This is a genomic window from Rubripirellula lacrimiformis (genome assembly GCF_007741535.1).
Lineage (GTDB): Bacteria > Planctomycetota > Planctomycetia > Pirellulales > Pirellulaceae > Rubripirellula > Rubripirellula lacrimiformis.
Map to the genome: position 1 here is coordinate 8497545 of NZ_CP036525.1, position 25289 is coordinate 8522833.

Genomic DNA, 25289 nt, shown 5'->3' on the forward strand with positions numbered 1-25289 from the left:
CATGATGCCGCGATCGGTTCGCAGTCTGGTGACGGACGCGCGTGTTGAATTTCACATCCGGAGACCTTCGTTCATGCCCCACCCGATTCGCCAAATCATCGATCTGACGCTTCCGATTGATTCTCGCCTGCCCAACGCGACGGTCCAGCCGATGAAGTCTATCGCAACCGACGGATGGCGGGCGACTCGGTTGAATCTGTATTCCCACTGTGGCACGCACATGGACGCGACCTGTCACTTTTTGCCCGACGGCGAAACCCTTGACCAATTGAATCTGGAAGCCTGCTGTGGCGTCGCGCGGATCATCAACTTGGCACCCGTGGAACCATCCGAATCGATCACCATTGATCGATTCATGGATGCCGCCGGTGAAGATCTGGCACCCGGTGCCCGATTGTTGCTGCGGACCGATTGGCACCACCGTTATCCGTCGCCCGAGTACCGCGACCACCTGCCTCGCATTTCGGCCGAACTAGCCCATTGGTTGGTTCAAAAACAGGTTCGGCTGGTTGGCGTCGAACCCCCATCGGTCGCGGATGTCAACAACATCGACGAAGTCACCGAAGTTCATCATATACTGTTTCGCGGAGGGATCGTGATCGTCGAAGGATTGATTGGATTGGACCAAATCCCGGTTCCCGAATGCCAGTTCATCGCCTTACCATTGCGGGTTGCCGACGGGGATGGATGCCCCGTACGCGCGATCGCGATTGTGCCGGGTGACGAACCCGCACCGACTTCCGCATTTGGATTCCACCGTCAACCGCAACAGGGAGCGTCGTTATGAATGGCCCATTGATTGGATGCATCGCCGACGACTTTACAGGCGCCACCGACGTGGCGGGGCTGATGCGCCGCAGCGGCATGCGAGTGGTCCAGTGCTTTGGCATCCCCCAAACACCGTCGCTGGTCGACGGGTTTGACGCGGTCGTGGTGGCGCTGAAATCGCGATCCATCGACGCTGACTTGGCTTGCCAACAATCCTGCGACGCGGCCAAATGGTTGCAATCGATCGGCACGCAGCGATTCTTTTTCAAGTACTGCAGCACGTTCGATTCGACTCCCGCGGGCAACATCGGCCCGGTGGCCGAAGCGTTGATGGATTGCTTGGATGTTCCGCAAACCATCTTTTGTCCTAGCTTTCCCGAAAACGGCCGCACCGTCTATCAAGGACACCTGTTTGTCGGTGGATCGCTGCTGAGCGAAAGTGGGATGCAGCATCATCCGCTGAACCCGATGACGGATGCCAACTTGGTGCGTGTATTGGCTGGTCAATCGAAACAGCCGGTCAGTCTGGTGACGGCGCCGCGTGATGGCGAAGTGTCCGACGGAACCTTTGCCCGCCGATTGGCCGATGCGGGACCGTTGGTGATCACCGATGCGATCGACAATGATGATTTAGCCGGCATCGCAACCACGGTTGCCGATCATCGATTGGTCACCGGAGGATCCGCCATTGCGGGATTCATCGCCCAGGTTTTGCAAGATCGCCGGGAACCCACTTCCGTCACCGCCGACATTCCGATCCCGTCCAATGGTCGATCAGCGGTTTTGGCAGGCAGTTGTTCCCAAGCCACCCAGGCTCAGGTGCAAGAATTTGTCCGTGACCATCCAGCACTGACACTGGATGTGGAACGCGCCTGTCGCGGCGAGGACGTGTTGGGCGAAGCGAAACGCTGGGTCGACGACCAAAGTGGCGATCGCCCGTTTCTGATCTCGTCCACCGTCGACCCAGAATCACTGGCTCGGATTCATGCCGGTCATGGGCGATCCGAAGCCGCCGCCGTGGTGGAATCGTTGCTCAGCGAACTCGGTTTTTATTTGGTCCAGCAGGGTATCCGGCGGTTGGTCGTTGCCGGCGGTGAAACCTCGGGTGCAATCGTCGAACGACTGGGCGTCGAGGCGATACGGATTGGCGACGAGATCGCGCCAGGAGTCCCGTGGACCGAGTCGCTTGGGTCCCCCCCGATCGCCTTGGCATTGAAATCCGGCAATTTCGGGTCCACAACGTTCTTCCGCACCGCTATCGGCGCATCACTGGCCGATCCAACTCCCCAAGGCGAGTGAACGCTTCACGCGGAATCCGTGTCTGGTCAGACTAAGCAGCAACGTTTGATATCGCCATCCGGTCGAACCGTTTTCTGTCGACACCACTTTTTCTGCGTATCGAGACTTCATTGACCACTTCGCACAACGACGAATCTGATTCGCGATCGTTTCGAATCGGAGTGGTGTGTGCGCTGCTAGCACACGTTTGCTGGGGTTTCTTCCCACTGTATTGGCGGATGGTGGGATCGGTTTCTTCGTTTTCACTGACCGCCCACCGAGTCGTCTGGTCGTTCCTAATCTTGGCGACGTTGTGCACGATCGTGCCCCGGTTGCGGCGCAGTTTTTGGAAATGGCACGGTCGCCGAACTTTGGCGATCTATGCGACCGCTGCGGTCATGATCGGAATCAATTGGCTGGCGTTCCTGTATGCGGTCGGCACCGATCGTGTCTTGCAGGCTTCCCTTGGTTACTACATCAATCCGCTGGTGAACGTGCTGTTGGGAGTCGTGATCCTTCACGAGCGGTTGAGAGTGCCGCAGCGAGTTGCCGTCGTGCTGGCCGCCATCGGCGTTGGTGTGATGGCGGTTGCAGGGGAAGGCGTTCCGTGGATCGCATTGACGATGGCTCTTTCGTTCGGGCTGTACGGGCTGCTGAAAAAGAAAGCAACGCTGGGCCCATTCGAAGGGTTGGCGATGGAAACGGGCATCCTGTTTCCCTTTGCGGCGACCTACCTTTGCCTGGCGCCGCCATCGGTGGACGGTCAGCCGCTATCGACGGCCACCTGGATCTTGCTGGTCTGTGGCGGTGCGATCACGATCACACCCTTGGCTCTGTTCGCCGTCGCCGCCAAACGGGTCCCGCTGTCGACCATCGGGATTCTGCAGTACATCGGACCGACGTTACAGTGGATCGTTGGTGCGATCGTGTTGGGCGAACCTGTCAGCACGACCAAATTTATCGGGTTTGCATTCGTTTGGGCCGGCGTGTTGGTGTTCATCGCCGGCGACCACGTTCTGAACCGTATCAGACGCCCGACCGCCAACCACGAAACCCAACTGGAATACGACCGCTAGTCGCACTAGTGCTTCGCTGCACCTTGGTTTTCGGGTAGCGGAACTCGTCAAGAGTTTCGGCCTCGCCATGATTTACGAAAGTCTTGACGACTTCCGCTACGACGTTTGCCCGAACGTCTCGCTGACATGGAATACTAGTAGGGCCGGTTCCCACCGGCCATCTTGTGATCGGGCTGCTGTGACAGGGCCACTTTGACCGGCCGGTAGGAACCGGCCCTACTTTCTATCATCAGTTTTTAGAATACTGCGATACTGATTCGGTTTCATTCGCGACGGATGACGAACGGCTGGACGTCAGCGTCGTGTCCGGTTGCCGCTCGCTGACGAAAGCCTTGGCCTCGGTCAGGTCTTCGGCACTAAAGTACTTGATCTGGCCAACGTACTTTGATTCGAAACGATTTTTGTGTGCCAGTTGATCCCACTGAATTTCATCCAAGGTATGCCATGCGACGGCTTGAGCCACGGATTGAGTGATCTGACCGCGTCCCAGACTTTCGCAGGTTGCGGTGACAACCGGGTCGGATGTGAAGTCGGACAGTGGAACGATTTGGTAATCCATCCGGGGGCTGGGTTCTGGTTTGCCGTGCTGCAGACACACGGTGGTAATTTTGATTCGCATCGATCTGGCGGGCGGAATCCGCATGAAACCGCCAATCTGTCCGTTGCCTTGCCCATTGCCCTGGCCGATCCCCTGACCATTGCCTTGCCCGGCGAGTCCGCCACCAACGGTTTGGCCACCACCCGCCTGGCCGCCGCCTGCTTGTTGGCCGCCGACACCCTGGCCGCCGCCCGGACCTTGCTGATTGCCAAACTGAGCCAACACCGGCACCGCGGCGAAAGCCGATGGCAGACGCAGCAGAACCGGTTGGTCAGTCAGATTCGCAACGATCAATCGGGCCTCGGTCGAATCAGCCGGAATGAACTTCGCCTCGACCTGATGGGCGTCGATCGCATCGAACAGATTCGCAGCATCCTGGTTCTCGTTGGCGCAAGCTGTCCCGCCGATGGCGGCCACCATCACCATGGCGCCCCAAACCATGACCACCCGAACAAGCATCGCCACGCGTTTTCGATCTCTAATTCCCATCGATCACTTCCTTTGTCTCGTTCGAATGGATCACCGTTCCGATGACGGTCCGGCGGACAGCGTTGCAGTTGCTGTGCCAACGGGCATCGAGCCGGTTTTTCGGGGCGAATTCAGCGATTGCCAGTCGATCCGCGCGTTGCACAATCGCACATTTGCAGTGTTTCGCAACAACCGTTTCCCGACGCACCGGCAGGCCTGCCAGCACGAACCTTGGGGTGATGAAACCTGTTTTGCACCCAGCCGAACATCGATCAACTGGGCTAAACTGGAAATCACTTGGTTGATGTGCATCGATCCGTTCCGATCCAAGCCACCCGCATTCCTTTCCCTACGCCCAGTCTGCATCATGCGAAAACTGATTTTTCCGATTCTGGTCACCTCCCTTCTTTCGATTCCGCTGTCGTCATCGCTGGCACAGGAATCGGTTCGGCCCAACGACGTGGAATCGGCCAGCAGCGATGCCCAGCAGCGGTTGAAACAGTACGTCAAGGTCGAATTGACCACCGACATGTCGGCGCTATCGTCCAAACAGCGAAAGATGATTGGCCTGTTGATCGAAGCGGCCCAGATCATGGACGGTTGTTTTTGGTACGAAGCCTATGGCGACCGAGACTCACTTCTGGCTGGCATCGAGGCGCCGGCGATCAAGCAATTTGCCGTCATCAACTATGGCCCCTGGGATCGCTTGGCGGGCAACCGCCCGTTCGTGCCGGGTGTAAACGCCAAACCGGCCGGTGCCAACTTTTATCCGACCGACATGACCAAGGAAGAGTTCGAACAGGCCAATCTGCCGGGCAAAGACGGACTGTACACGTTCATCCGGCGAGCCGAGGACGGGTCGCTGAAAACGGTTCCCTACCACCAGCAATTTGCCAGCGAGATGAAGCAAGCCGCTGATCTGCTGACCCAGGCCGCTGGGTTGGCCGAAGACGCTGGGCTGAAACACTACCTGATGCTGCGTGCCGATGCGTTGCTAAGCGACGACTACCGCCCCAGCGATATGGCGTGGTTGGACATGCACAACAACACGATCGACGTTGTGATCGGTCCCATCGAAAACTACGAAGACCAACTGTACGGATACAAGACGGCGCACGAGGCGTATGTATTGGTCAAGGATAAACAGTGGAGCGATCGGCTGGCAAAGTACGCTGCGTTTCTGCCCGAACTGCAAACCTCGCTGCCGATCGAAGACGCCTACAAGCAGGAAAAACCCGGCAGTGATACCGAACTGAATGCGTATGACGTCATCTACTATGCCGGCGACTGCAATTCAGGTTCCAAGACGATCGCCATCAACCTGCCCAATGACGAACAGGTGCAACTTGAAAAAGGCACACGACGATTGCAGTTAAAGAATGCGATGCGAGCGAAGTTCGACAAGATCCTGTTGCCGATTGCGGACGAACTGATCGTCGATGACCAACGCCAACACATCACCTTTGATGCGTTCTTTAGCAACACGATGTTCCACGAAGTCGCCCACGGTTTGGGGATCAAGAACACCATCAACGGTCGCGGCCCGGTCCGAACGGCGCTGAAGGAACACGCCGGCGCGATCGAGGAGGGCAAGGCGGACATCCTGGGGCTGCACATGATCAACCAACTGCATCAGAAGGGCGAAATCACCGAGGACCTGGAAGATTTCTATGTCACGTTCATGGCGGGGATCTTCCGCAGCGTTCGCTTTGGTGCGTCCAGTGCGCACGGCAAGGCCAACATGATTCGGTTCAACTTCTTTCGCGATGCCGGCGCATTCCAGCGACAAGCCGACGGCAAGTACCGGGTGGACGTTCCCAAGTTCCGAAAAGCGGCTCGCGATCTGTCATCCCTGCTGCTGCGATTGCAGGGTGACGGCGACTACGCGGGCGTGACCGAGTTGGTCAAAGCCAAGGGCGTCATCAGCGACCAGTTGCAAGCCGATTTGGACCGGCTTAGCCAGAAAGGCATCCCGGTCGACGTCGTATTCCGCCAGGGCAAGGATGTGCTGGGGTTGTAGGCCCCCCTGCTGGAAACCTGAGTTCGATTCATCTGCACCGTGACGAAAATGCCATTTGGCGGCCCCTGGCATGGCTCGGATGGCCGGAATCCGGTGATCGATCGACCTTACCGTTTGAGTCTGGAACGGCCTTGAGTCATACTCCAGAACGTTTTGACGATACCCATCCGCCGATTTCCGGCATTCACCCCCCCCTCGGAGAGTTTTGTATGGTTCGTGTTTTTGCTTGGACATTGCTGGCTGCGTTGTCGATTGGCACTGTCGCCACCGCCGAAGATTTGGTGACTACGGCTCCGGCCGAAACCGACGACATGACGGTGATCTTCAACGGCACCAATCTGGACGGCTGGAACGGCGATTCCCGACTGTGGTCCGTCAAAGATGGCGTCATCCACGGTGAAACGACTCCCGAAAACGTCGCTCAAGGCAACACCTTCCTGATCTGGAAAGACCCGATCAAAGACTTCGAAGTCCGTTTGTCGTTCCGTTGCAATGCCGTCAATAATTCAGGCATCATGTACCGGTCCCAGCACGTCACCGAAAAGGTCAAGAACGATTGGGTCTTGAAGGGATATCAGTACGAAGGCCGCAACGAAGAAGACTACCCCAACGTTCCTGGATTCATCTACGACGAACGTGGCAGCCGCGGTCGCATCTGCATCGTCGGCGAAGTTGCCGAGTGGAATGAAGACGGCAAAAAGGTCCTGCGAAATGACCTGATGAGCCAAGCTGATTTCAAAAAGCTGATGAAGGTCGACGATTGGAATGATGTCGTGATTCGTGCCAAAGGCAACCACATCCAACACTTCCTCAACGGCAAGCTGTTGTTGGACTTCACCGATAACCATCCTGAAAAGCGATTCTCGGAAGGTCTGTTCGGATTGCAATTGCACGCCGGCAAACCGATGTGGGCCGAGTTCAAAGACATCCGCATCAAATCGCTGAAGTAGTCAACCAACGTTTCAGTGGAACATCCAGCAAAGCGGGCCCCCAAGTACCAACTCGGGGCCCGCTTTTTTTGTGCGCTGATGTTCGCTATCAGATCACGGCCAATGAACGTGACCGGTAGCGAAGTTGGTCACTTCTTGGACGCGAACCGATAGGTAAACGCACCTAGCAACTCCCCATAGCGATAGCGGTGTGCTGATTTAGCAAGCCGTGATCGCGTGAGCGGCCGGGAATTGCCCGTGGCCTCACGACCAGCGGCTCACCATTGCGGTTGAAAGCTCGCCTAAATCAGCAGCCCGATAGCCTCGGTTTCGTCACCCATGAACCGGGGCTATCACCCAAACGGCTCATCCATTGAACGAACCCTGGCGCTACCTGCTGGTATCGGGCCCGTTCGGTTCGGCGAGCGGCGAAGTTACGGTCGACTTCGTCCATCCTGGATCACCGATGCCAATTTGGCTTTCAACTTATCGGCCAGTTCCGGGTGTTCAGCGATCACGTTGTTGCGTTCACCTGGATCGACCGACAGGTCGTGAAGTTGGAAACGTTCCATCGGCTCGCGTACCAGACGCAGTTCCGAGTTGTAGGTCTGTTTGGAATCGTGTCGCAACAGTTTCCAGTTGGCCGTTCGCAGTCCATAATTCCCTTTGCTGCCGTTATCTTGTTGGACCAAGTAATCACGTCCCTTGGCTCCTGGTCGACCCAGAAACGCGTCGGAAACATCAAAGCTGTCCAAGCAACCGTCCGCGGGCAGTTCGGTACCGGCCAACTTCGCAAGGCTGGCGCAAAAGTCGATCGTGCAGACCATTTCGTCACTGACGCCGGCCGGAATTCTGCCGGGCCAACGAGTGATCAACGGAGTGCGGGTGCCGCCTTCGAAAACGCTGTACTTGCCGCCGCGATAGGGACCGGCAGGCTTGTGCTTGCCGATCTTTTCGATGGCATCATCTTTGTAACCGTCATCCAGTACCGGACCGTTGTCGCTGCAGAAAACGACCAAGGTGTTGTCGGCCAATTTCAGTTCATCCAAGGTGTCCAACAGTTGGCCGACGCACCAGTCCAGTTCGATGATGGCGTCGCCGCGTGGGCCCAATCCGCTAGTGCCAACAAAGCGTTCATGCACCACGCGTGGCACATGCACGTCATGCGATGCAAAGAATAGAAAGAAGGGCGAATCCTGGTTTGCTTTGATCCATGACTTGGATTGATCGACCCAGTGGTCGCTGAGATCCTGATCGCGGAATCGAGCGGCATGGCCACCGGTGTAAAAACCGATACGGCTGATCCCGTTGTGGATGGTCTGATTGTGACCGTGGGACCAATCCATCGACAACGTGTCGCGATGCGTGATCCCGGTGGGATGATCGGGCGATGGCTTTTTGCGGCCCACCCAAAGCGGATCGGCAGGGTCCAAGTTCAACACCCGATGGTCTTCGACAAAGACTTGTGGCACACGATCGTTGGTCGTTGGCAACAAGAAACAATGATCGAAACCAATTTCCAGTGGGCCCGGTTTCAGATCACCGTTCCACTCCGGTTCGGTGTCGCCTAAACCAAGGTGCCATTTGCCAATCACGGCCGTCTTGTATCCGGCCCCCTTCAACACCGATGCAACCGTGGGCGTCCCGGGTCGGATCAACGCGGGGCTGTTGGGTGGCGCCACGCCGGTGCCGTCTTTTCGAAACGCGTAGGTCCCTGTCAAAAAGGAATAGCGTGTCGGCGTGCACGTCGATGCCGAACAGTAGCCGCTGGTGAATCGTTGGCCTTCGGCGGCCATCCGATCGATATTCGGCGTCTCGAACTCGGTCGCTCCGTAACAAGACACGTCACCGAACCCAAGATCGTCGGCCATGATCACGATGACGTTGGGCTGCTGCGAACCCGCATGATTAGGATCGGATGGACTCGAGTCCGTCTGGACGGCGGACGCGGCAAGGCTATGGCAGCCGACCAGTAGCAAGCCTACCAGCAGATGAAACTTTCGCATGAATATCCATGTTGTTGGGTAAGAGGGCAATTGACGATTCAATCTGTCGCAATGTCCCCGATTATAACCCAATCGCTTGCTTAGACTGATTCGATTGCTGCCACGACCTCGTCGGCGATCCGGCGGCTGTATCGGTTCAGTTTGTGATGCCCCGGACACCACCCCATCATGAACCGTGTGAAATCCGCCCAAGCAAACCGGTACATCTGTCGCCACTCGGATTCCAATTGGTCGATCCATTCGGCCGATTCGGTCGGCCGCAGCGAACGTCGCAGCGTTTCGAAATAGTGCGATAGCAGCCTTTCTTCCTGACGTTCGCATTCGCTTTCATCGAGGCAACTGCCTAGGAAGTACGCCACATCCTTCATCCCACAGCCACCACCGACATATTGAAAGTCGACCGCCGCAACGCTGTGGCCATCGGCTGAATAGCAAAAGTTGGCGACCTTGGCGTCCCCGTGGACCAGCGTCTGGAAACGACACTTTCGAAGTTTCGCATCGATCGACGCAGCGTGTCGCTTTAGCCCGCTGTCCACCATCGCTTGCCATTCGTCCGGCCGGGTCTCCAGATGCCAGTAGGTGCCCACGGGCCAAAGTCCCACGGGCGTTTGGCCTAGAAACCGAGCATGAAAGTGGGCCAGAAAGGTCAGCCCTAATTCAATCGAACGCTGGTCGTGTCCCGACCAACGTCGATCCAATCCGGCGGCGTCCAGGTCTTCCAAGATGATCAGAAATCCGGCATCCGTCCGTTCGACGGCAAAGCAGTGCGGCACCCGGCACGCATCATCGCAGCGCGGGCTCCAATCTTGGTACCAACAGGATTCCACCTGATACGAACGCAGCTTTCGCTGATGGGATTGGTCACCATTCCATCCTCGCGGATGGTCCTGGTCGGTCGGCGGGACCACGTGCTTGACGATCACCGATGCGACGTCCGCCCCGACCAGGGGAACGCGCAGAATCTGTCCGTAGCCGCTCCAAAGCGATTGCACTTCGCTGGCCGTCCCCAGCGAACGCGCAGACATGACTTGGCGGATTCGATCAGCGATCGCAGGATTCATCACTACCCAAATTTATAGAGTCTTTCGCCGGTGATGGTGCAAACTAGCCGAATCGATGTTCGATGCCCATGGGAAGCCCAGCGCCCCAACCGGTCGCCATTCCCGCAACCATCGCTGCATAGTCCGTTCGCGTTGCCTTTTGGTCGCGGTCTGCACATTCTGTTTCATCGGTATTGAACAAGATCCCTGCCAATCTACGCCCCGCCAACGTGATTCCCGCTGTTTTCTCCCTGCGCTTTTGTGTGAACGCTGCGATAGCGGTTTCATGATCGCCGGGAAACGCGGCTAATTCTCGGCCCAGCACCCACGCGTCCTCCAAAGCCTGCCCAGCACCTTGCCCCGATGTTGGCAACGCAGCGTGGGCAGCATCCCCAACCAACAGCACATTGTCTTTGTGCCATTGGGGCAGCGGGTCATGGTCGTACAGGATCAATCGCCGAGTATCAGAAGCAGACCCCTGTGAAACGATCTCGCCGACGGGTACAGGCCAACCATCAAAGGCCCGCCGCAGCTGAACGATCGAGTCCAAATCGCAAGCGCCATCCGCATCTGCGATGGCGACACCGCCAGCCCAATACGCGGTGCTTTCGGAAACCGGTACGATCCCAAACCGTGCCCCCAGTCCCCAATAGTCACAAATTTCCAATCGCTGAAAAGCCGAGTCCCGCTGATAGACACCAATCCAATTGACGAAGCCTTGAAAAACGGGCTGGTTGTTGCCAACCACATAACGACGAGCGACGGAGTTCATTCTTCCGTCGGCACCCACAACTAGATCAGCAAGAGTCGATGTCCCATCGGAAAAATGCACTCGGTTGCCATCCTGTACGCCGTCGATCATCGCGGCATCAGCCCCGTAGTGAATGGGGATCCCAAGTTCATCAGCACGTCCGACAAGGATTCGCATCAAGTCTCGACGCAGCACGGAAAGGCTGGGGAAGCCCATCGCGGAATCCAGTTGCCGGATGTCAAGACTTCCAAGTTCGTCCCCCGTTTTCGAAATCCGTCGCATCGCGGTGACGGCGCCGGCGACCGAACGAAGTCGATCCAAAACTCCCAGCTCCGATAGCACAAAGGTTGCATTGGGCCAGCACACGATCCCTGCGCCTAGGTGATGCATGGACCGCCGACGTTCGTACACACGAACCGTCTTCCCAATCTGCTTCAGCGAGATGGCGGTCGCCAATCCGGCAATTCCACCACCCAGTATCGCCACGTCCATCTTCCACTCCATCGAACACGATCACCGTGCAGGGGGATTGATGCCAGCGTCCAAAGGTCAGTGGCATAGCCTGCTTGATCACGTTACCGAAACGGCTGTCTTTTGCCAACCAAACGGCGATCGATCAACGTTGGGATGGCCGTGCTTGCAAAAACGCTTAGGCCGTCGATGCGCGCAGGTATCGTTGCCGGATGCGGCGGCGGTTTCTTTCCAGTTCGTCGCTGGCCAGGGACTTTAAGGCGTGGTCGAACACGTCGGAAGAGAATCGCATGGCAGTCAACATACCGACGAAGCTAAGCAACAGAATCACAGGCAACGCTGTCCACAGAAACAGCATGGTGCTGCGCGCGGACTCTTTGGTTCCACCTTCAGCGATGTGGTCTTTTCGGAATTCGCGTTCGACGTTGTTCGGTGACGATCGAAGGTTGTCTTCCATCTGGACCAAGTCCCAGTCCGCCTGCTCCGCCACGCTGACGATGATGTCTAACTTGATGTAGCCATCCAAAATGACCAGACCGGACAGCAGCACCATCGCAAAGATCCCAGCGATGAGGAGAACCTGTCCGTAAAATTGTGCCAGTGAAACGGCTTCTTTGACGACATACCGACGGCGAAAGCGGCCTCGAGAGTTCTTGCAGTTTTCAACGATCAGCTCCCGCACGTCCAACGGAATCGCAACGATACCCACCAGAACCATCAAAGCGAAACAACAGCCATAGAGCGCCAAGATCATCAGGTCTCTCTCCCTTTACGACTTCGTAAGCACAACACTGTGCTCCATCTCGCAGGCCCCTAGCATAGGGGGCGTCGCGGCGTCGGTCCAATCCCCGTTCCCGCAGACTCTTCGCTGGATTCGTTTACTTCGAGGTCAAACCAGCGCGATCGATTTGACCACGAATCACACCAGTCACACGAATTGGGGAAGAAGATGCAACGACTTCGACACGACGGTTCGTTGGACGGGCGATGCGAATATGAGGCGAGGCGAGCGGCAAAACCTGCGGCGGTGCGGCCACATTATGCTGCAAAGAAGAAACGGATTAGCCCCATCGTCAGTGCAAACGTAAACCCGTACGAAAAACGATCCACCGAATATCGAGGTTTGTCGTGATTCGATCGCCACCGTCCCATCGCCTCGAAAATGAAGCCGAGCAAGATTGGGGTGATGGCAAGATTCAGCAGCTGCATCCGTGGCGAAGCGAGCAAGTGCATCGGAAACGCCCACACGGTGATGGCACCCGAAATCGCCCCCATCAACAGATATCCGCCAATCGCCAACCAAACATTGGTTGCCGATCCTTTGCGAAAAATGGCAACGATGCCACGGCCGCCAAGCTCGAAGACGCCTTGCACCAAGATTTCAAGAACCAGTTGTCCGAGAAGTTCAAACAAGATTTCCATTTACCAACAATAGTCATCGCCAGCGAAACAGGGAAAGTGATCGCGGAGCGACTGGGCGAGGAAACCTATTCGCCGTTTGGGCCAACGCTGTGAAGCATTGATTCCCCATGCTTGGGGCGTTTTTTCGTAACGGAACTCGTCAAGAGTTTCGGCCTCGGATGTGAGATCCCCGAAAGTCTTGACGACTTCCGCTACGAAATGCTTCGCTGCGATCGATGCGAGCGTTGGAATCCGCCTTTCGTCGGCACTCCGAACGGCGACTGAAACGTTCTACCGATTCGGTTAGGAATGGCCGGTGGGGATCGGATAGAATGGTTCTCAATTCTGCGGCCTATTTGTTTCCGCCGATTGTTGCCTGGGGATAGATCATGTTTGCCCGTTTTGGTTTCGGCTTGCTGCTAGGGTGCGTCCTGATGCTCGTTTCGGGCGCAGCGAAGGGGACCGAGGCTACGGATTCGACCGATTCGATATCGACCGCCATCGATCAGATATTGTCCGAATCTTGGCAACGCGATGGGATTGCGGCGGCGCCCACCAGTAGCGATGCCGAGTTTCATCGGCGGGTATGGTTCGACTTGGTCGGGGTCGCCCCACCGGTGTGGCAAGTGCGCCAGTTTCTCACTGACGACGATCCCCAGAAACGTGACAAGCTGGTCGATCACTTGTTGGCGTCTCCGGAACATGCCGCTCATATGGCATCGCGTTGGACCGAAACGATTCTGCCGGCGGACTCTCTGACCGATCCGATCCAAAACGCCAACGTGGCGTCGCTGAGTCAATGGTTGCGGTTGCAGTTTCTGGACAACGTTCCTTACGATCATCTGGTGGGCCGTTTCTTGACCGCTGGCGGGGCAGGGGACACCGGTCCGGCCATCTTTTACACATCGCACTCGTTACAGCCCGAGAAGTTGGCGGCGGCCACATCACGGATCTTCTTGGGCATTCAGATTCAGTGCGCCCAATGTCACGACCATCCATTTGATCGTTGGACTCAGCAAGATTTCTGGAGCTACGCGGCGTTCTTTTCTCAGCTTCAGTCGTCCGAATCCGGCATGAATCGCACCCCGATTTTGGAGGACCGACCAGGTGGCGAGGTCACCTTGCCCGACACCGACACGATCGTCTTGCCACGGTATCCAGGCGCAACATCGCCACCGGAACGTGACCCGGGCGACCATCGCCGCCGACAACTGACCATCTGGCTGGCATCGCGAGACAACCCGTACTTTGCACGAGCCGCCGTGAACCGCGTTTGGGCGGACCTGTTCGGTCGTGGGCTGGTCGATCCGGTCGATGCCATGGACGCCGCCAACACACCATCGCACCCGAGAATTTTGGATCTGTTGGCAGACCAATTCACGACCCACAAATTTGATCTTCGCTGGTTGTACGCACAGCTAGCCAAAACCGATGCCTACGGTTTGTCCAGCAAGGTCGACGAAGGCGAACGGCCACCGGATGATTCCTTTGCCGCGATGCAGGTCAAAACGCTATCGGGGGTCCAGTTCTATGACAGTCTGCAACGCAACGTTTTCCACCGCAACGATGCGTCACCTGCGGATCAGTTCAACGCCGCATCCGCTGCCAAAGCCCAGTTTCTGGCTCGCATGCGGGCACCCGGTGCATCGCCGCGGGATTATCCGCACGGCTTGGTCCAGGTGTTGGCGTTGCTGAACGGCACGGAAACCGCGATGGCGACCAACCCGATTCACAGCGGACTGTTGTCGGGCATCGAAGCACCGTTTTTCGATCAAGACACCATCATTGAAACCCTGTTTCTGGCAACGTTATCGCGTCCGCCCAGCGACGATGAAGCGATCCGTTTCGCTGACCACCTAGCCACCGCCGAATCCCAAAGCACTCGCCGTGAAGCCATCAGCGACCTGCTGTGGGTTTTGATCAACACCGCCGAATGCGCCGTTTGTCCCTAGTAGCTTGTCCCACAAAAGACCTGAGCAACCATCGCGAATGTCGCCAAGACTTTCGGCCTCGGATGTGAGATCACCGAAAGTCTTGACGACTTCCGCTACGAAATGCTTCACAACGCTGGCCTAAACGGCTAACGAGATCGACAGACCGTTGGCCAGTTTCGCTACCTTGCTATTCCCTATTCTCCCGCGGAGCGAATCATGTTTCCTAAGACCCCCGCGATGTCGCGACGATCATGGATGTGCAGGGCCACGGTTGGTGGCGGTTCGATCATCAGCGCCAGCCTGGGCGGTGGATCAACCAGCGGTTGGCTGCCCAGTCTATCAGCGGCGACCGAATCGCTGACCCGCCAGGGGCGGCACTGCGTGCTGCTGTGGATGTCAGGCGGGCCGAGTCAGATCGACACCTTTGACATGAAACCCAAACATGGCAACGGCGGCACCATCCAAGAGGTGTCGACCAGTGTGCCAGGAATCCGATTCAGCGAACACCTGCCGCGGCTGGCTAAACAGGCCGGGTCGATGGCGATCCTGCGGGGCGTCAGCACCAAGGAAGGCGATCACCTGCGCGGTGCCACGCTGATGCGAACGGGGTTCATCGCCGGATCCGCGGTGGACTATCCCGCCATCGGATGTTCGTTGTCCAAGGCGCTCGCCGACAACCATCCGATGCAGACGGACAAGACGCTGCCGGGCTACGTCACGATCGCACCTAGCCCGTTAAGTCGGCCATCGATTCGGCCCGGCTTTCTGGGTCCGAAGCATGCCGCGACCACGGTCGAAGCGGTGGGTGGGAACGATCCGGCACGCGGCTTCGCAGAATTGAAAGTCGACTTTCTGAATCGGGCAGCCCACCTTTCGGAAGACCGCCATCAAGCGAGAATGGCGCTGTGGGAATCCATGCAGTCGGACTTCCTGCGTTCACGATCCACCGCCAATGTCGATGCGCACAACACCGTCTATCACGCTGCGATCGACATGATGAACAGCAGCGTCAAAGATGCATTCGACTTGTCGGCCGAAGCCGATGCAACACGCCAGCGGTATGGTTCGGGTACTTTTGGCCAGGGCTGTCTGATGGCTCGCCGATTGATCGAACGCGGCGCACCATTGGTCGAAGTCACCTTAGGCAGTGGCGTCGGATGGGATACCCACGCCGATAACTTTGCTCAGGTCGCCAACCTAAGCCGACAACTGGACGACGGCTGGGCATCGTTGATGGAAGATCTGGATGACCGCGGACTGCTGCAGCGGACGACGATTCTGTGGGCCGGTGAATTTGGCCGTACACCCGTGGTCAACGCCGCCGGTGGTCGCGACCATTTCCCCCAAGCGTTCACCTGCGTGCTGGCCGGCGGCAACGTGGCCGGCGGACAAACCTACGGATCCACTAGCGACGATGGCAACGAGGTGACGGACGGCAAAATCGATCAACGCGATCTGCTTTCGACGCTGTGCACAGCATTAGACGTGGCTCCGGAAACCGAAAACATCGCAGGCGGAGGTCGTCCCATCGCAATCGCCGACGGCCGCGTCGTGAACGAGGTTTTGCAGTCGTGATGTCACGATCTGATCCGGTTTCGATCGCGTTGGCCCCATCGCGGATACGACGACAGCGAAGAATGGCGGCGATGCTGGTCGCTAGTTTTTGCATCGTCGTGGTGCCGACGGGATGTCGCCGAACCGATGTCCCGCCCAATGCCCAAGTATCCAGTGACGAGGTATCCAGTGGCCAAGTATCCAGCGGCCAACCCAATGGGGACCAGCTGAACGAACCCGCCGGCGCCACCCAAGATCCGCCAGGCGATGTTCAGCAAGAACACGCTGCCGCGATGTCCGATGTGGGGGACCCGCAGGCGACGGATCCGCCCGCCAAGATGGCGGCGCTGGTGGACACAGGCGACCGGGACACAGGCGACCGGGACACAGGCGACCGAGACACAGGCGACCGAGACACAGGCGACCGGGACATGGCCGAGCAAGCCGCTTTGCTATCCGGTAGCCAACCGCAGGATCCATTGCTGCCGGGTTCGGATTCGATGGTTGCCGTCGAACCCAGCGATCCGCTTGCCGATATCGACTGGCATCGCGTTTGGGTTCCGACCACCTTGGGACCGTTGATCATCGATTTGGATCTGCGAATCAACGATCACCCCATCGATGACGCGATGAACCAGTGGGTCGTCAGCGTGCTGGAAGACGCGGCTGCCGGTACAGGTGATCCAACGAGCTGGAAATCGCTGGCGGACCATGTCCAGTCGCAGCCGATGTTGTTTGGGGACGCCGTCGTGCGATCGGTAGCCAACCTGGACAACGTGCATCGCCTTTATGACCGCAATCGAAACCGAATGGTCGAAGTGGACGAAGCGACACGGTTTTTGTTTCAAGCATCCAATTTCGCATCGGCCTTTCGTGTGCTGGGGACTCGTTCGTTTCGACATGCCAATCGCGATGATTCCACATTGTGGCAAGTGATCGATGCCGATGGAAACGGTCGCTTGGATGATCGGGAACGCGTGGCATCGGGACAGGTGATCGCCACGCGACTGGATCGCAATGGCGACAGCAAAATCAGCATCGATGAAGCCAGACCAATGTCCGCTGGTGCGACCGATCAAGCGTGGGACCGCCGGCGGACCCATCGCCGTGGTGATGTTGCTATGGATCTGGATGGTTACATCGATTGGTCAACGGTCGCCTACGTTCTGCAGCGTGACGATCCAACGCTGGTCTTTCATATCCAGCGAAATCTAAAGGATGTTTTGGACCAGGATCAAAACCAATCGGTATCCACGCAAGAGGCCGAGGGGCTGCTTGAAGTGCCAGCCGATCTTCGGCTAGCGATTCAGTGGGACGCGTCGACATCGGAGGAGAACACCGGAACACGACTCGATGCACCCGAGATCCACCAAATTCTATCCGGACGACCGATGGAATCTGCGGCGACTATCCACGGGGATTCGCCCAGCGGTGGAACGCGATCTTTGATGTACGCCGATGATCGAATTCGGGTTGTGATTGAAACGGTTGCGTCCGCCCAAGCGGTGGGCGATTCCATTTGGCGATGGCAGATCCGAGGAAGGGCGGCGGAGGTGTCGGACGTTGTCTTCGCATGGCTGGATACCAACAATGATCGATCCATTTCCCAGCGTGAACAATCTGCCGCTGCCGACCGGTTGGAATCGGTGACCACCATCGACGACCTGCCCGATACGATTTGGATTCGACTGGGCCGCGGCGATCCCGCACTGGACGATCAAACCTTTTCGATGTCCCGGCCAGTGGTGACCGAAGACCAGGACCAACGGCCTCGATGGGCATCCGCCATGGATGCCAACCAGGATGGCGACATTTCGCCCGTCGAGTTCCTGGGGACCCCCAAACAGTTTGCCAACTTTGACCACAATGGGGATGGTTTCATTGGTGGCGACGAAATCGAAGCCCAAGACTGAACGTCCGTCCCCGTCCTGATCAGGAAAATGCAGGTTTTCGCGATCGGATCACCCCTAGCAGGGGTTTCGAAGGCATTCCTTTGGCCAGATCATAGGCGGCAATGACCACGGCGGATCCCGGCAATCGAGGGACATTCGTAAGAGTCACTTTTCAAAGCTTTTCAAATTCAACTTCGATGGCTCGGCTTTTCTAGCCATCGCAGACGCCTGTCTTTCTTCGTTCGGAGATGTCGGCCATGCAACGTCCATCCATTTCGATGACCTGTCTATGGGTCAGTGCGGTCTGGTTCATCACCGGATCACTGACCACGCCGGTCGCCCACGCAATCGAAAGCGTTCCCCCGACCGGGCTAAAGACGGGTGACCCGATCGGTGCGTTTCGCGTCTTGAAGGTCGGCGGCGCGTTGGATGACGGAGTCGAACCGGGCGCTGACCTGTGCTACCGATGCCGCTATGGGTCCAGCCCGATGGTGTTGGTCTTTGCACGAAAGACCGGGCCCAAGGCGGTGGAATTGGTCCGAAAGCTAGATGCCGCGATCGAGTCCAATGAATCGTCTCGGCTGCGAGGGCTGGTGACCTTCCTGGGTGACAACGCCACCGAAACCCGATCGGCAGCGGACCAGTTTTTGGACCAGTCGCAGGCCAAGTTGGTCCCGATCGTGGTGGCCGAAGACTTGCAACACGGTCCGATTGGATATCGCATTGACGATCAAGACGACGTGACGATCGTGGTCGCCCAAGACAGTCAGGTGGTGACCACGTTCCAGTTTGCGGCCGCCGAAATCGATCCGTCGATGGTGCTGCGGGCAGTCGCAAAGATGCTTCGCCAATGAATGCCGCGCATCACCTGATTAAGAGTTCAAAAACTTAAACTCGAACTCGAACTTAAACTCGAACTTTCTTCCCGGCGCCACACCAAAGCACACAAGTCGAAATAAGCAGGCAGCTAGGTGACTTTCGGTTGATTAGCCGCCTAGGGCAACGCTGTGAAGCGTTTATTCACTATGCTTGGGGCGTTTTTTCGTAGCGGAACTCGTCAAGAGTTTCGGCCTCGGATGGGAGATCACCGAAAGTCTTGACGACTTCCGCTACGAAATGCTTCACAGCGTTGGCCCACACGGGTGATGGTTTTCTAGGCCATCATTGCTGTCTGCTTAGCTAGCCATCTTGCGGTAGTAATCGATGCTGTTGGCCAGACCCTGGCTCATCGAAACATCGGGTTCAAAATGCAAACGATTGCGGGCCTGCGAGACATCGGCTAGCGAGTCCCGGACGTCGCCGGCGCGGGGCGGTTCATGAATCGGTTCGATGGTTTCACCAAGCAACTGGCTTAGCGTGGTCAGCAATTCCAGTAATGTCGTGCGTTCCCCGCGAGCCACGTTGAAGGTACCTCCGGCCGCATCGGGAACCGTCGCCGCCAATAGGTTTGCCTTGGCCACGTCGGTGACATAGACAAAGTCGCGTGACTGAAGCCCGTTGCCATAGATCGTCGGCTGTTTGCCCGACAGGATCATCGAAACGAACCTTGGAATGACCGCGCTGTACTCGCTTTGCGGATCCTGGCGTGGTCCGAAGACGTTGAAATAACGCAGGATCACCGTTTCGATATCAAAACTGCTTTGGAACGCTTTGCAATACGCCTCGGACGCCAACTTGGATGCTGCGTAGGGCGACAGCGGCGCGATCGGATCGGTTTCTCGTTTGGAAACGAACGCCGAATCACCGTAGGCCGCACTGGTCGATGCAAGCACCAGCCGGCGGACCTTTGCATCTGTCGCCGCCCGCAGCAATTCCACGGTGCTGGTCGTCGTCCATGCGTGGCACACCGCCGGTTCCCGCATGCTGCGTGGGACGCTGGCCATGGCGGCGTGGTGAAAAATCACATCGATCCCGTCGACACATTTCTTGACTGCCGAAGCGTCCGATGCATCGCCTTCGACAATCTCCACCATGGGGTCGTCACGCACGTGATCCAGGTTGTGCGCGTATCCGGTGCTGTAGTTGTCCAACACCCGCACAAACGATCCCTGCGACCGCAGCGAATCGATCAGGTGCGATCCAATGAAACCTGCACCACCGGTGATCAAACATCGGGAACCGTCGAGCGTGCTGAGATACTTTTCGGTCATCGGCAAACAATCATCTATTGGACAGGTTGAAACATGGACGGAGCCAACAAAAAAACGATGAACCGGGGTACACCCGATCCATCGTCAAAAGAAGTTAGCGTTTACTGACTTTGGCGACTAGCTGGATGCCTTGGCCTTGGTACGAGCTTCGCGAAGTCCGCGGCTAAGGATGTCTCGCAACATGGGCGAGAAATCTTCGTACTTCGATTCGTCAGGAGCACCGTTGGAGAACTGATAGATCGCGTCCCGGGGTTTCACACCCAGCGCGATCAACGTGCTGCTGACCGTCGCGTAGTCGCCGTTGCGGACGACCATGCTGGGGCGGCCTGGACCGACAGGGGCACGAGCGAACACTTTGCTAGCGACCGCCAGGAACTTGACCGGCGAATCCAACGTTTGAAGCGTCAGCAGGCGGCGAGCCATCTGGACCCGTTGATCTTCGGGATCATTCAGGTTTCGCGATCCGATGATGTTCAAACCGTCTTTCAGTTCGACCACATCCTGACGCTCGTCAGCGTGGATCGCGTAACCGTTCTTGGCGTCCGCGATGATGATGTTACAGCCTTCGTAACGGATCTTTGCGAACTCGGTTTCGGCCTTTTCCAATGCACGGCTTGCCGATCCGCAACGCAGCAGGTCTAAAGCTAGCAGACCTCGCGAACGTTGACCGAACAGCGGCATCGTGGTCGCACGATTGCAAAGCCCGACAAACAAGCCGTTTTGGTTGACCCCTAGCCAGGTGCCACCCGCTTTTTGGTCGACTCCGCATAGCACCCGTGGTTTACCAGATTGAATCGATGGCGATAAACTCGGCCTATCGATGTACTCTTCACGGTTTGCTGCTACCAAAATCGGACTTTCGGGGACCAATCGGTACTGAACAGCCAGTAAGCACATCTCGCAGCTTTCTATTTCAAAGATCAGTGGTTTGGTAAACGCCGAAATCGGGGGACGCGATTGGCTTGCTGCCAAGAACGCATCACTCCGATGCGGACCAATGTATCTACGGTAATCAGCCACCCACACCCCCTAATGGGGGGAAACTGGCAAAATTTAGCGTTCCTGAGCCGCTTTTTGGCGATTCTAAGCACACTCTGGGCAATCTTTGGCGGTCAGCCAGACCGATACACCTTACAGACGCCTTGTTCCGGACCTAGCAAAACGCAGCAATGGGGCGACGCTAGCGATCAGTCGACGGCACCAAGACACGTCGGATGACAGTCCATGTTCGCTGGATTTGTCTGAATCTTGGTACCCGATCTCGGTACTTCGGGCAGATGCCCGGAACATCGGCGTGGTTGGATGTCCCCTGGGGGACCAACGCGACCGACAAATGGACGTAGGCTTTCGTATCTTGATCCTTCCCAATCACGGCATGGCTTTCTGAACCGATGGCTGACTTGCAGAGCAAATATTCCAAATCGGTGCTGTCGATCAAGACACCGGTCAACGTCACGCTGGCCCGAAAAATGGTGCCGCTGCAGCGAATCGTTGATCTGGTGCCCGGTTCGATGCTGACATTCGACGCCCACTGCGACGAACCGTTGACGCTCGAGGCCGGTGGGACCCCCATCGCTACGGGCGAAACGATCAAGATCGGCGACAAGTTCGGTTTACGGATCCGCGAAATCCTGGGCCCCAAGCAAGAAGACTAAGCAGGCCGTTGAGAATCGAGCCGGGCAAAGCGGAGAAACGCGCTGGGCGATGCCCGAGCGGTAAAACGATCAATCCCATGCCTCTGGCCGGCCCTTAGCGGACCTGATCGACTTTCATGCGGTAGAAGATGTTGTTGTCGAAATCCGTGACCTGCTGCGGTGCTGGGGTCACCAAGAACTTGCCGGCCAGCTTTTTCTTCGTCAGGCCGGCTTTTGTCGTCTGGCCACCACTCAAGGTGATCTCGATCATATCGCTGCTTTTGGGCTGCCCCCCAAAGCAACAGGTCCCCAGGTCGGGTACCAAAATGAAGTGTTTCAACAAGCCGCTGCCGGATGACGGGTGAATGTAACCCTTCAGGAAAATGTCCTGGCCGTGGATCGTGGTGGCCGCTTCGGTTGGCTGATCCGGACCGCCATCGGCCTGTTGCAGGTCATAAAACTGAACACGTGTGTATCCATCTGGCACTTCGGTCAGGTAGATGTAGGTGTGCATCGAGATGCCGCCCAATAGCAGCACCAGGTTCAGTGACAGGCCGGCAACCGCCAATCCCTTGCCGCCGAATTCATCCGGGAACCGGCTGATCGACCGCAATGAAACCAGCGCCGCGCCGATGCCGATCACGCTGAGTCCCAGCATTGGAACAAAGGCGGACAGCAGTCCGGGCAGGGCCATCACGAACAAAATGATCGAAACGATCGCCGATCGACTGACCGCTCGATAGGGATACGACGAGGTCTGATCGACCACCGACGACATTTGAATCTCAGCCGACATTTCTGGTTTGACCTTCGGGCCCACAACGAGTGTCTGAATCGTATTCTTTTAGGATTCCGAAACCCTTCAAGAGTCTGATCGGGAAAGGGTTAGATGCATAAGTCTGTTTGACTTCCGCCACCCCCCTCGGCTCGCCCGGTTGATCCAACCCAGTGCAAAAGCCGTCCTAAGCGTCCTGTTGGCTGTGTGACGGGGCACCGCCGGATAGCAACAGAAACTGGGCGATCACCACCGTGGCGACCGCCATCAACAGTACGGAAGCGAATCGCCAAGGGTTCATTACCGCGGCGACCGGTGCCATGGTGGCGACCGGTGCGACGACAGAAAGCCGGCTCGATGAAAGCGGGGCCGACGAAACCGAGACCCGCGAAACCGAGACCCGTTGGGCCAACGGTTGGCCGATCCGAGGACGGTTGTGGGCTGCCAGTAAATCGGGGGCGGACAATCGATCTGACTGCAAACCAAGCGATGTGGATGCGAAGGCGTGATCCGAAGGCTGGACGACCGAGGTGCCGTCTCCCGTCGTGTCACGAGCCGGAACGGGGATCGAAAAGAACGTGTTGGCTCGTTTGACGCTTTGAGGATCAATCTTTTCCAGCTTTTCCAGTGCTTCCTGAGCCTTCGGAAGCGGGCAGGCACGCAGGTAGTTCACCACAGGAACTCGTACCCAATTGTTGTCCGGGTCGGCATCGGTGAACAATTGTGCCAATCGATCGATCTGAGTCCAATCGTCCCAACGAGCCAGGTCGGGGATGACCAGATCGGCCAGATCTTTCCGGTCCAGCACGTGATGCAGCGATTCGACCAGCGCACTTCGCGGGATCACGTCGCCTTCGGTGCCGTGAAAGCGAATCGCCATGATCGCGGCGTAGGTATCGGCGTAGGGAGCGTCTTTGTTGTTCAGGAACAATTCGTTGACCAGCGGCAAACCGCTTTCACCACCCAAGGTCAGGTAGCAAGCGACCAACGCATCCAGCCCGCCACGAGTGCTCTTTTGAGTGCTCCGCAGCATTCCCTCTAGCATCGGCAGGTCCTTTTCGTCCCCACAGGCGCCCAGCATGGTCAGGAACAGACGTTTGCGATCGGTCGACGTATCGGGATCGGTGATCCACTGGACCAATTGGGCGTGGTCCATTTCTGGTGCCAGAGCCTTGACCACGGGGTAGGGCGTGACCGCGAATTCGTCGTAGGAATCGCGAGCCAGCATGGACTCGTCGTCCTGCAGAAACTTGTAATAGAACCGCAGGCGATCGATCGGGGTCGCTTCGTCCATCTTCGCGACCTGTTTGACGTACTCTTCCGAGCGTTCGTTGATCGGCAAGCAGGACCACTGCATATCGGGGGGATCGACGCCGGAAAGCATGAATCGGCGACCGATGCTGACTTCGCCGTAATAGATCGCTTTGACTTCGCTGCCGGCGGTAACGTGTTGGTCACCTTTGAGCACGACGTCGACTTTCATCGAAATTTCGCCGGTGTCTTTGTTCCGCGTCAAATCACTTTGGGTGGCGGTCGCGATGACCACGGCATCCATGGCCGCCATTTCTTGCCGCAGCGTCTGCGAGACCGCGTTACAGAACGGGCAGGCCTGCGAGCGGGTGGCCGCGGGCCCAACCAAGATCATGACGGCAAGTGTCGTGACAGCGGCAACACGCACCAACCGACCGGTCGAAGCCGACGAAGGGTTCAGGACCGTGCGGCAAAGCGAATCAAACATCCAGGCACCAAAAAATTGAATCGTCAAATGCAAGGCGGCGGGAAACCACCAACGCCCTAATCATAGGTGCCAATGGAGCAGATTGAGAAGTCTGAAGTTGTCAGGTCGACTTGTTCGGCCCAGTTTTTTGGATTGGGCCAGCTTTTTGGGTCGTCACGGGGTCCGCGGATCGCGGCGAAACAGTCTGCGACGACCCAAAACATCCGGTTCTAACCAAAATCCGACCCTGAACGGCTCAACCGTTCCTATCGAACATGCCGATAGTGACGGTACACCGGGTTTTGGTCGTCCGATGGTCTTGGGCATCGACGGGCAATCAGGTTTAAAAACGCGCTAGATAGGGATCGATCCCGGCAAAACGGGTCAGACACTTATTTTCCGCCCAACGCTAACTACCGTGACGCACACCGCGCCACACGTCTCGAGGGGGGACACCCTGATGCTTCGTCATCTATTGATCGCCACCGCGCTTCTTGGAAGCTACCTGGCCACATCCGATATCGCCTCGGCCGATCAACGAGCCTACGGCCAAAACTGGGGTGGCCAGGCCGATACACGCGACTGGAACCGCTTTTATCACTATCCCTACGTTTACTATCCCCAAAACTTCTATGGGCAAGAGTATTTTCGTAGCAGCGATGATATGTATCACCGCTATCCGCAAGAGATGCGGATCCCGGTCTACAACAAGAAGTGGCACAACTTCTATCCCAGCAGCCGCCGGTACCACAGCGGACATCAGTTTATCCTGGACGTGTTCTAGGACCTGACGGTTTTCACTGGCCGCGGGTTTTCGGACGACTGAT

21 protein-coding genes are annotated in these 25289 nt (G+C 57.3%); 11 read left to right on the plus strand and 10 right to left on the minus strand.

What is annotated here, in order from left to right; translation table 11 throughout:
* Nucleotides 1-73 precede the first annotated feature (73 nt).
* From K227x_RS29900 to rarD, 3 genes are all read left to right on the plus strand, one after another.
* Nucleotides 74-787: a cyclase family protein gene (locus K227x_RS29900; RefSeq protein ID WP_246146382.1), complete on the plus strand. Its 714-nt coding sequence runs from the start codon at nt 74-76 to the stop codon at nt 785-787.
* Nucleotides 784-2067, plus strand: a complete 1284-nt coding sequence (gene otnK / locus K227x_RS29905; protein ID WP_145176852.1) for a 3-oxo-tetronate kinase — start codon at nt 784-786, stop codon at nt 2065-2067. Before K227x_RS29900 ends, otnK begins: the two co-directional genes overlap by 4 nt.
* Before the next feature lie 110 nt (nt 2068-2177).
* Complete coding sequence (gene rarD, locus K227x_RS29910; RefSeq protein ID WP_145176855.1) at nt 2178-3122, plus strand: EamA family transporter RarD; 945 nt, start codon at nt 2178-2180, stop codon at nt 3120-3122.
* 229 nt (nt 3123-3351) lie between these two features.
* Here rarD and K227x_RS29915 read toward each other — a convergent pair whose 3' ends face one another.
* Nucleotides 3352-4209, minus strand: a complete 858-nt coding sequence (locus K227x_RS29915) for a hypothetical protein (protein WP_145176858.1) — start codon at nt 4207-4209, stop codon at nt 3352-3354.
* A 25-nt stretch (nt 4210-4234) separates the two neighbouring features.
* On the opposite strand from K227x_RS29915, the gene K227x_RS29920 reads away from it, so the two are divergent.
* Both K227x_RS29920 and K227x_RS29925 read left to right on the plus strand, forming a co-directional pair.
* Complete coding sequence (locus K227x_RS29920; protein WP_218933649.1) at nt 4235-6208, plus strand: dipeptidyl-peptidase 3 family protein; 1974 nt, start codon at nt 4235-4237, stop codon at nt 6206-6208.
* Between the two features lie 209 nt (nt 6209-6417).
* Complete coding sequence (locus tag K227x_RS29925; protein WP_145176861.1) at nt 6418-7158, plus strand: 3-keto-disaccharide hydrolase; 741 nt, start codon at nt 6418-6420, stop codon at nt 7156-7158.
* Nucleotides 7159-7571: 413 nt separating this feature from the next.
* Here the strand turns inward: K227x_RS29925 and K227x_RS29930 are convergent, their stop codons facing one another.
* The 5 genes from K227x_RS29930 to K227x_RS29950 all read right to left on the minus strand — a co-directional run bounded on the left by K227x_RS29930 (nt 7572) and on the right by K227x_RS29950 (nt 12818).
* A complete protein-coding gene (locus K227x_RS29930) occupies nt 7572-9143 on the minus strand; it encodes a sulfatase family protein (protein ID WP_145176864.1) in 1572 nt (523 codons plus the stop codon).
* An 80-nt stretch (nt 9144-9223) separates the two neighbouring features.
* Complete coding sequence (locus tag K227x_RS29935) at nt 9224-10204, minus strand: oxidoreductase family protein (protein ID WP_145176867.1); 981 nt, start codon at nt 10202-10204, stop codon at nt 9224-9226.
* Between the two features lie 43 nt (nt 10205-10247).
* Entirely contained in the window at nt 10248-11426 is a 1179-nt protein-coding gene (locus tag K227x_RS29940) for an FAD-dependent monooxygenase (protein ID WP_145176870.1), read from the minus strand.
* Between the two features lie 157 nt (nt 11427-11583).
* The gene (locus K227x_RS29945; RefSeq protein WP_145176873.1) at nt 11584-12159 is read right to left on the minus strand and encodes a hypothetical protein; all 576 of its coding nucleotides are present in this window, start codon (nt 12157-12159) and stop codon (nt 11584-11586) included.
* Nucleotides 12160-12443: 284 nt separating this feature from the next.
* Nucleotides 12444-12818 (minus strand): hypothetical protein, encoded by a 375-nt coding sequence (locus tag K227x_RS29950; RefSeq protein WP_145176876.1) that lies wholly within the window; start codon nt 12816-12818, stop codon nt 12444-12446.
* Nucleotides 12819-13195: 377 nt separating this feature from the next.
* Between K227x_RS29950 and K227x_RS29955 the strand changes: the two genes are divergently transcribed.
* The 4 genes from K227x_RS29955 (at nt 13196) to K227x_RS29975 (ending at nt 19040) form a co-directional block, all read left to right on the plus strand.
* Complete coding sequence (locus tag K227x_RS29955; protein WP_145176878.1) at nt 13196-14758, plus strand: DUF1549 domain-containing protein; 1563 nt, start codon at nt 13196-13198, stop codon at nt 14756-14758.
* 198 nt (nt 14759-14956) lie between these two features.
* Complete coding sequence (locus K227x_RS29960; protein ID WP_246146383.1) at nt 14957-16315, plus strand: DUF1501 domain-containing protein; 1359 nt, start codon at nt 14957-14959, stop codon at nt 16313-16315.
* Entirely contained in the window at nt 16315-18207 is a 1893-nt protein-coding gene (locus tag K227x_RS29970) for an EF-hand domain-containing protein (protein WP_218933650.1), read from the plus strand. Before K227x_RS29960 ends, K227x_RS29970 begins: the two co-directional genes overlap by 1 nt.
* A 236-nt stretch (nt 18208-18443) precedes the next feature.
* On the plus strand, nt 18444-19040 hold the full coding sequence (locus tag K227x_RS29975) for a hypothetical protein (protein WP_145176887.1): 597 nt from the start codon (nt 18444-18446) through the stop codon (nt 19038-19040).
* A gap of 321 nt (nt 19041-19361) precedes the next feature.
* Here K227x_RS29975 and K227x_RS29980 read toward each other — a convergent pair whose 3' ends face one another.
* Together K227x_RS29980 and K227x_RS29985 are read right to left on the minus strand one after the other, a co-directional pair.
* Nucleotides 19362-20336, minus strand: coding sequence for an NAD-dependent epimerase/dehydratase family protein (locus K227x_RS29980; RefSeq protein ID WP_145176891.1), 975 nt, complete (start codon nt 20334-20336; stop codon nt 19362-19364).
* Nucleotides 20337-20453: 117 nt separating this feature from the next.
* The gene (locus tag K227x_RS29985) at nt 20454-21233 is read right to left on the minus strand and encodes an NRDE family protein (RefSeq protein ID WP_145176894.1); all 780 of its coding nucleotides are present in this window, start codon (nt 21231-21233) and stop codon (nt 20454-20456) included.
* A gap of 494 nt (nt 21234-21727) precedes the next feature.
* On the opposite strand from K227x_RS29985, the gene K227x_RS29990 reads away from it, so the two are divergent.
* Nucleotides 21728-21991 (plus strand): FliM/FliN family flagellar motor switch protein, encoded by a 264-nt coding sequence (locus K227x_RS29990; RefSeq protein ID WP_145176896.1) that lies wholly within the window; start codon nt 21728-21730, stop codon nt 21989-21991.
* A gap of 94 nt (nt 21992-22085) precedes the next feature.
* On the opposite strand, the gene K227x_RS29995 is transcribed toward K227x_RS29990, so the two are convergent.
* Nucleotides 22086-22766, minus strand: a complete 681-nt coding sequence (locus K227x_RS29995; protein ID WP_145176899.1) for a DUF3299 domain-containing protein — start codon at nt 22764-22766, stop codon at nt 22086-22088.
* A gap of 166 nt (nt 22767-22932) precedes the next feature.
* Nucleotides 22933-24483, minus strand: a complete 1551-nt coding sequence (locus tag K227x_RS30000) for a hypothetical protein (protein WP_218933651.1) — start codon at nt 24481-24483, stop codon at nt 22933-22935.
* Between the two features lie 439 nt (nt 24484-24922).
* Between K227x_RS30000 and K227x_RS30005 the strand changes: the two genes are divergently transcribed.
* On the plus strand, nt 24923-25246 hold the full coding sequence (locus tag K227x_RS30005) for a calmodulin-binding protein (RefSeq protein ID WP_145176902.1): 324 nt from the start codon (nt 24923-24925) through the stop codon (nt 25244-25246).
* Nucleotides 25247-25289 lie beyond the last annotated feature (43 nt).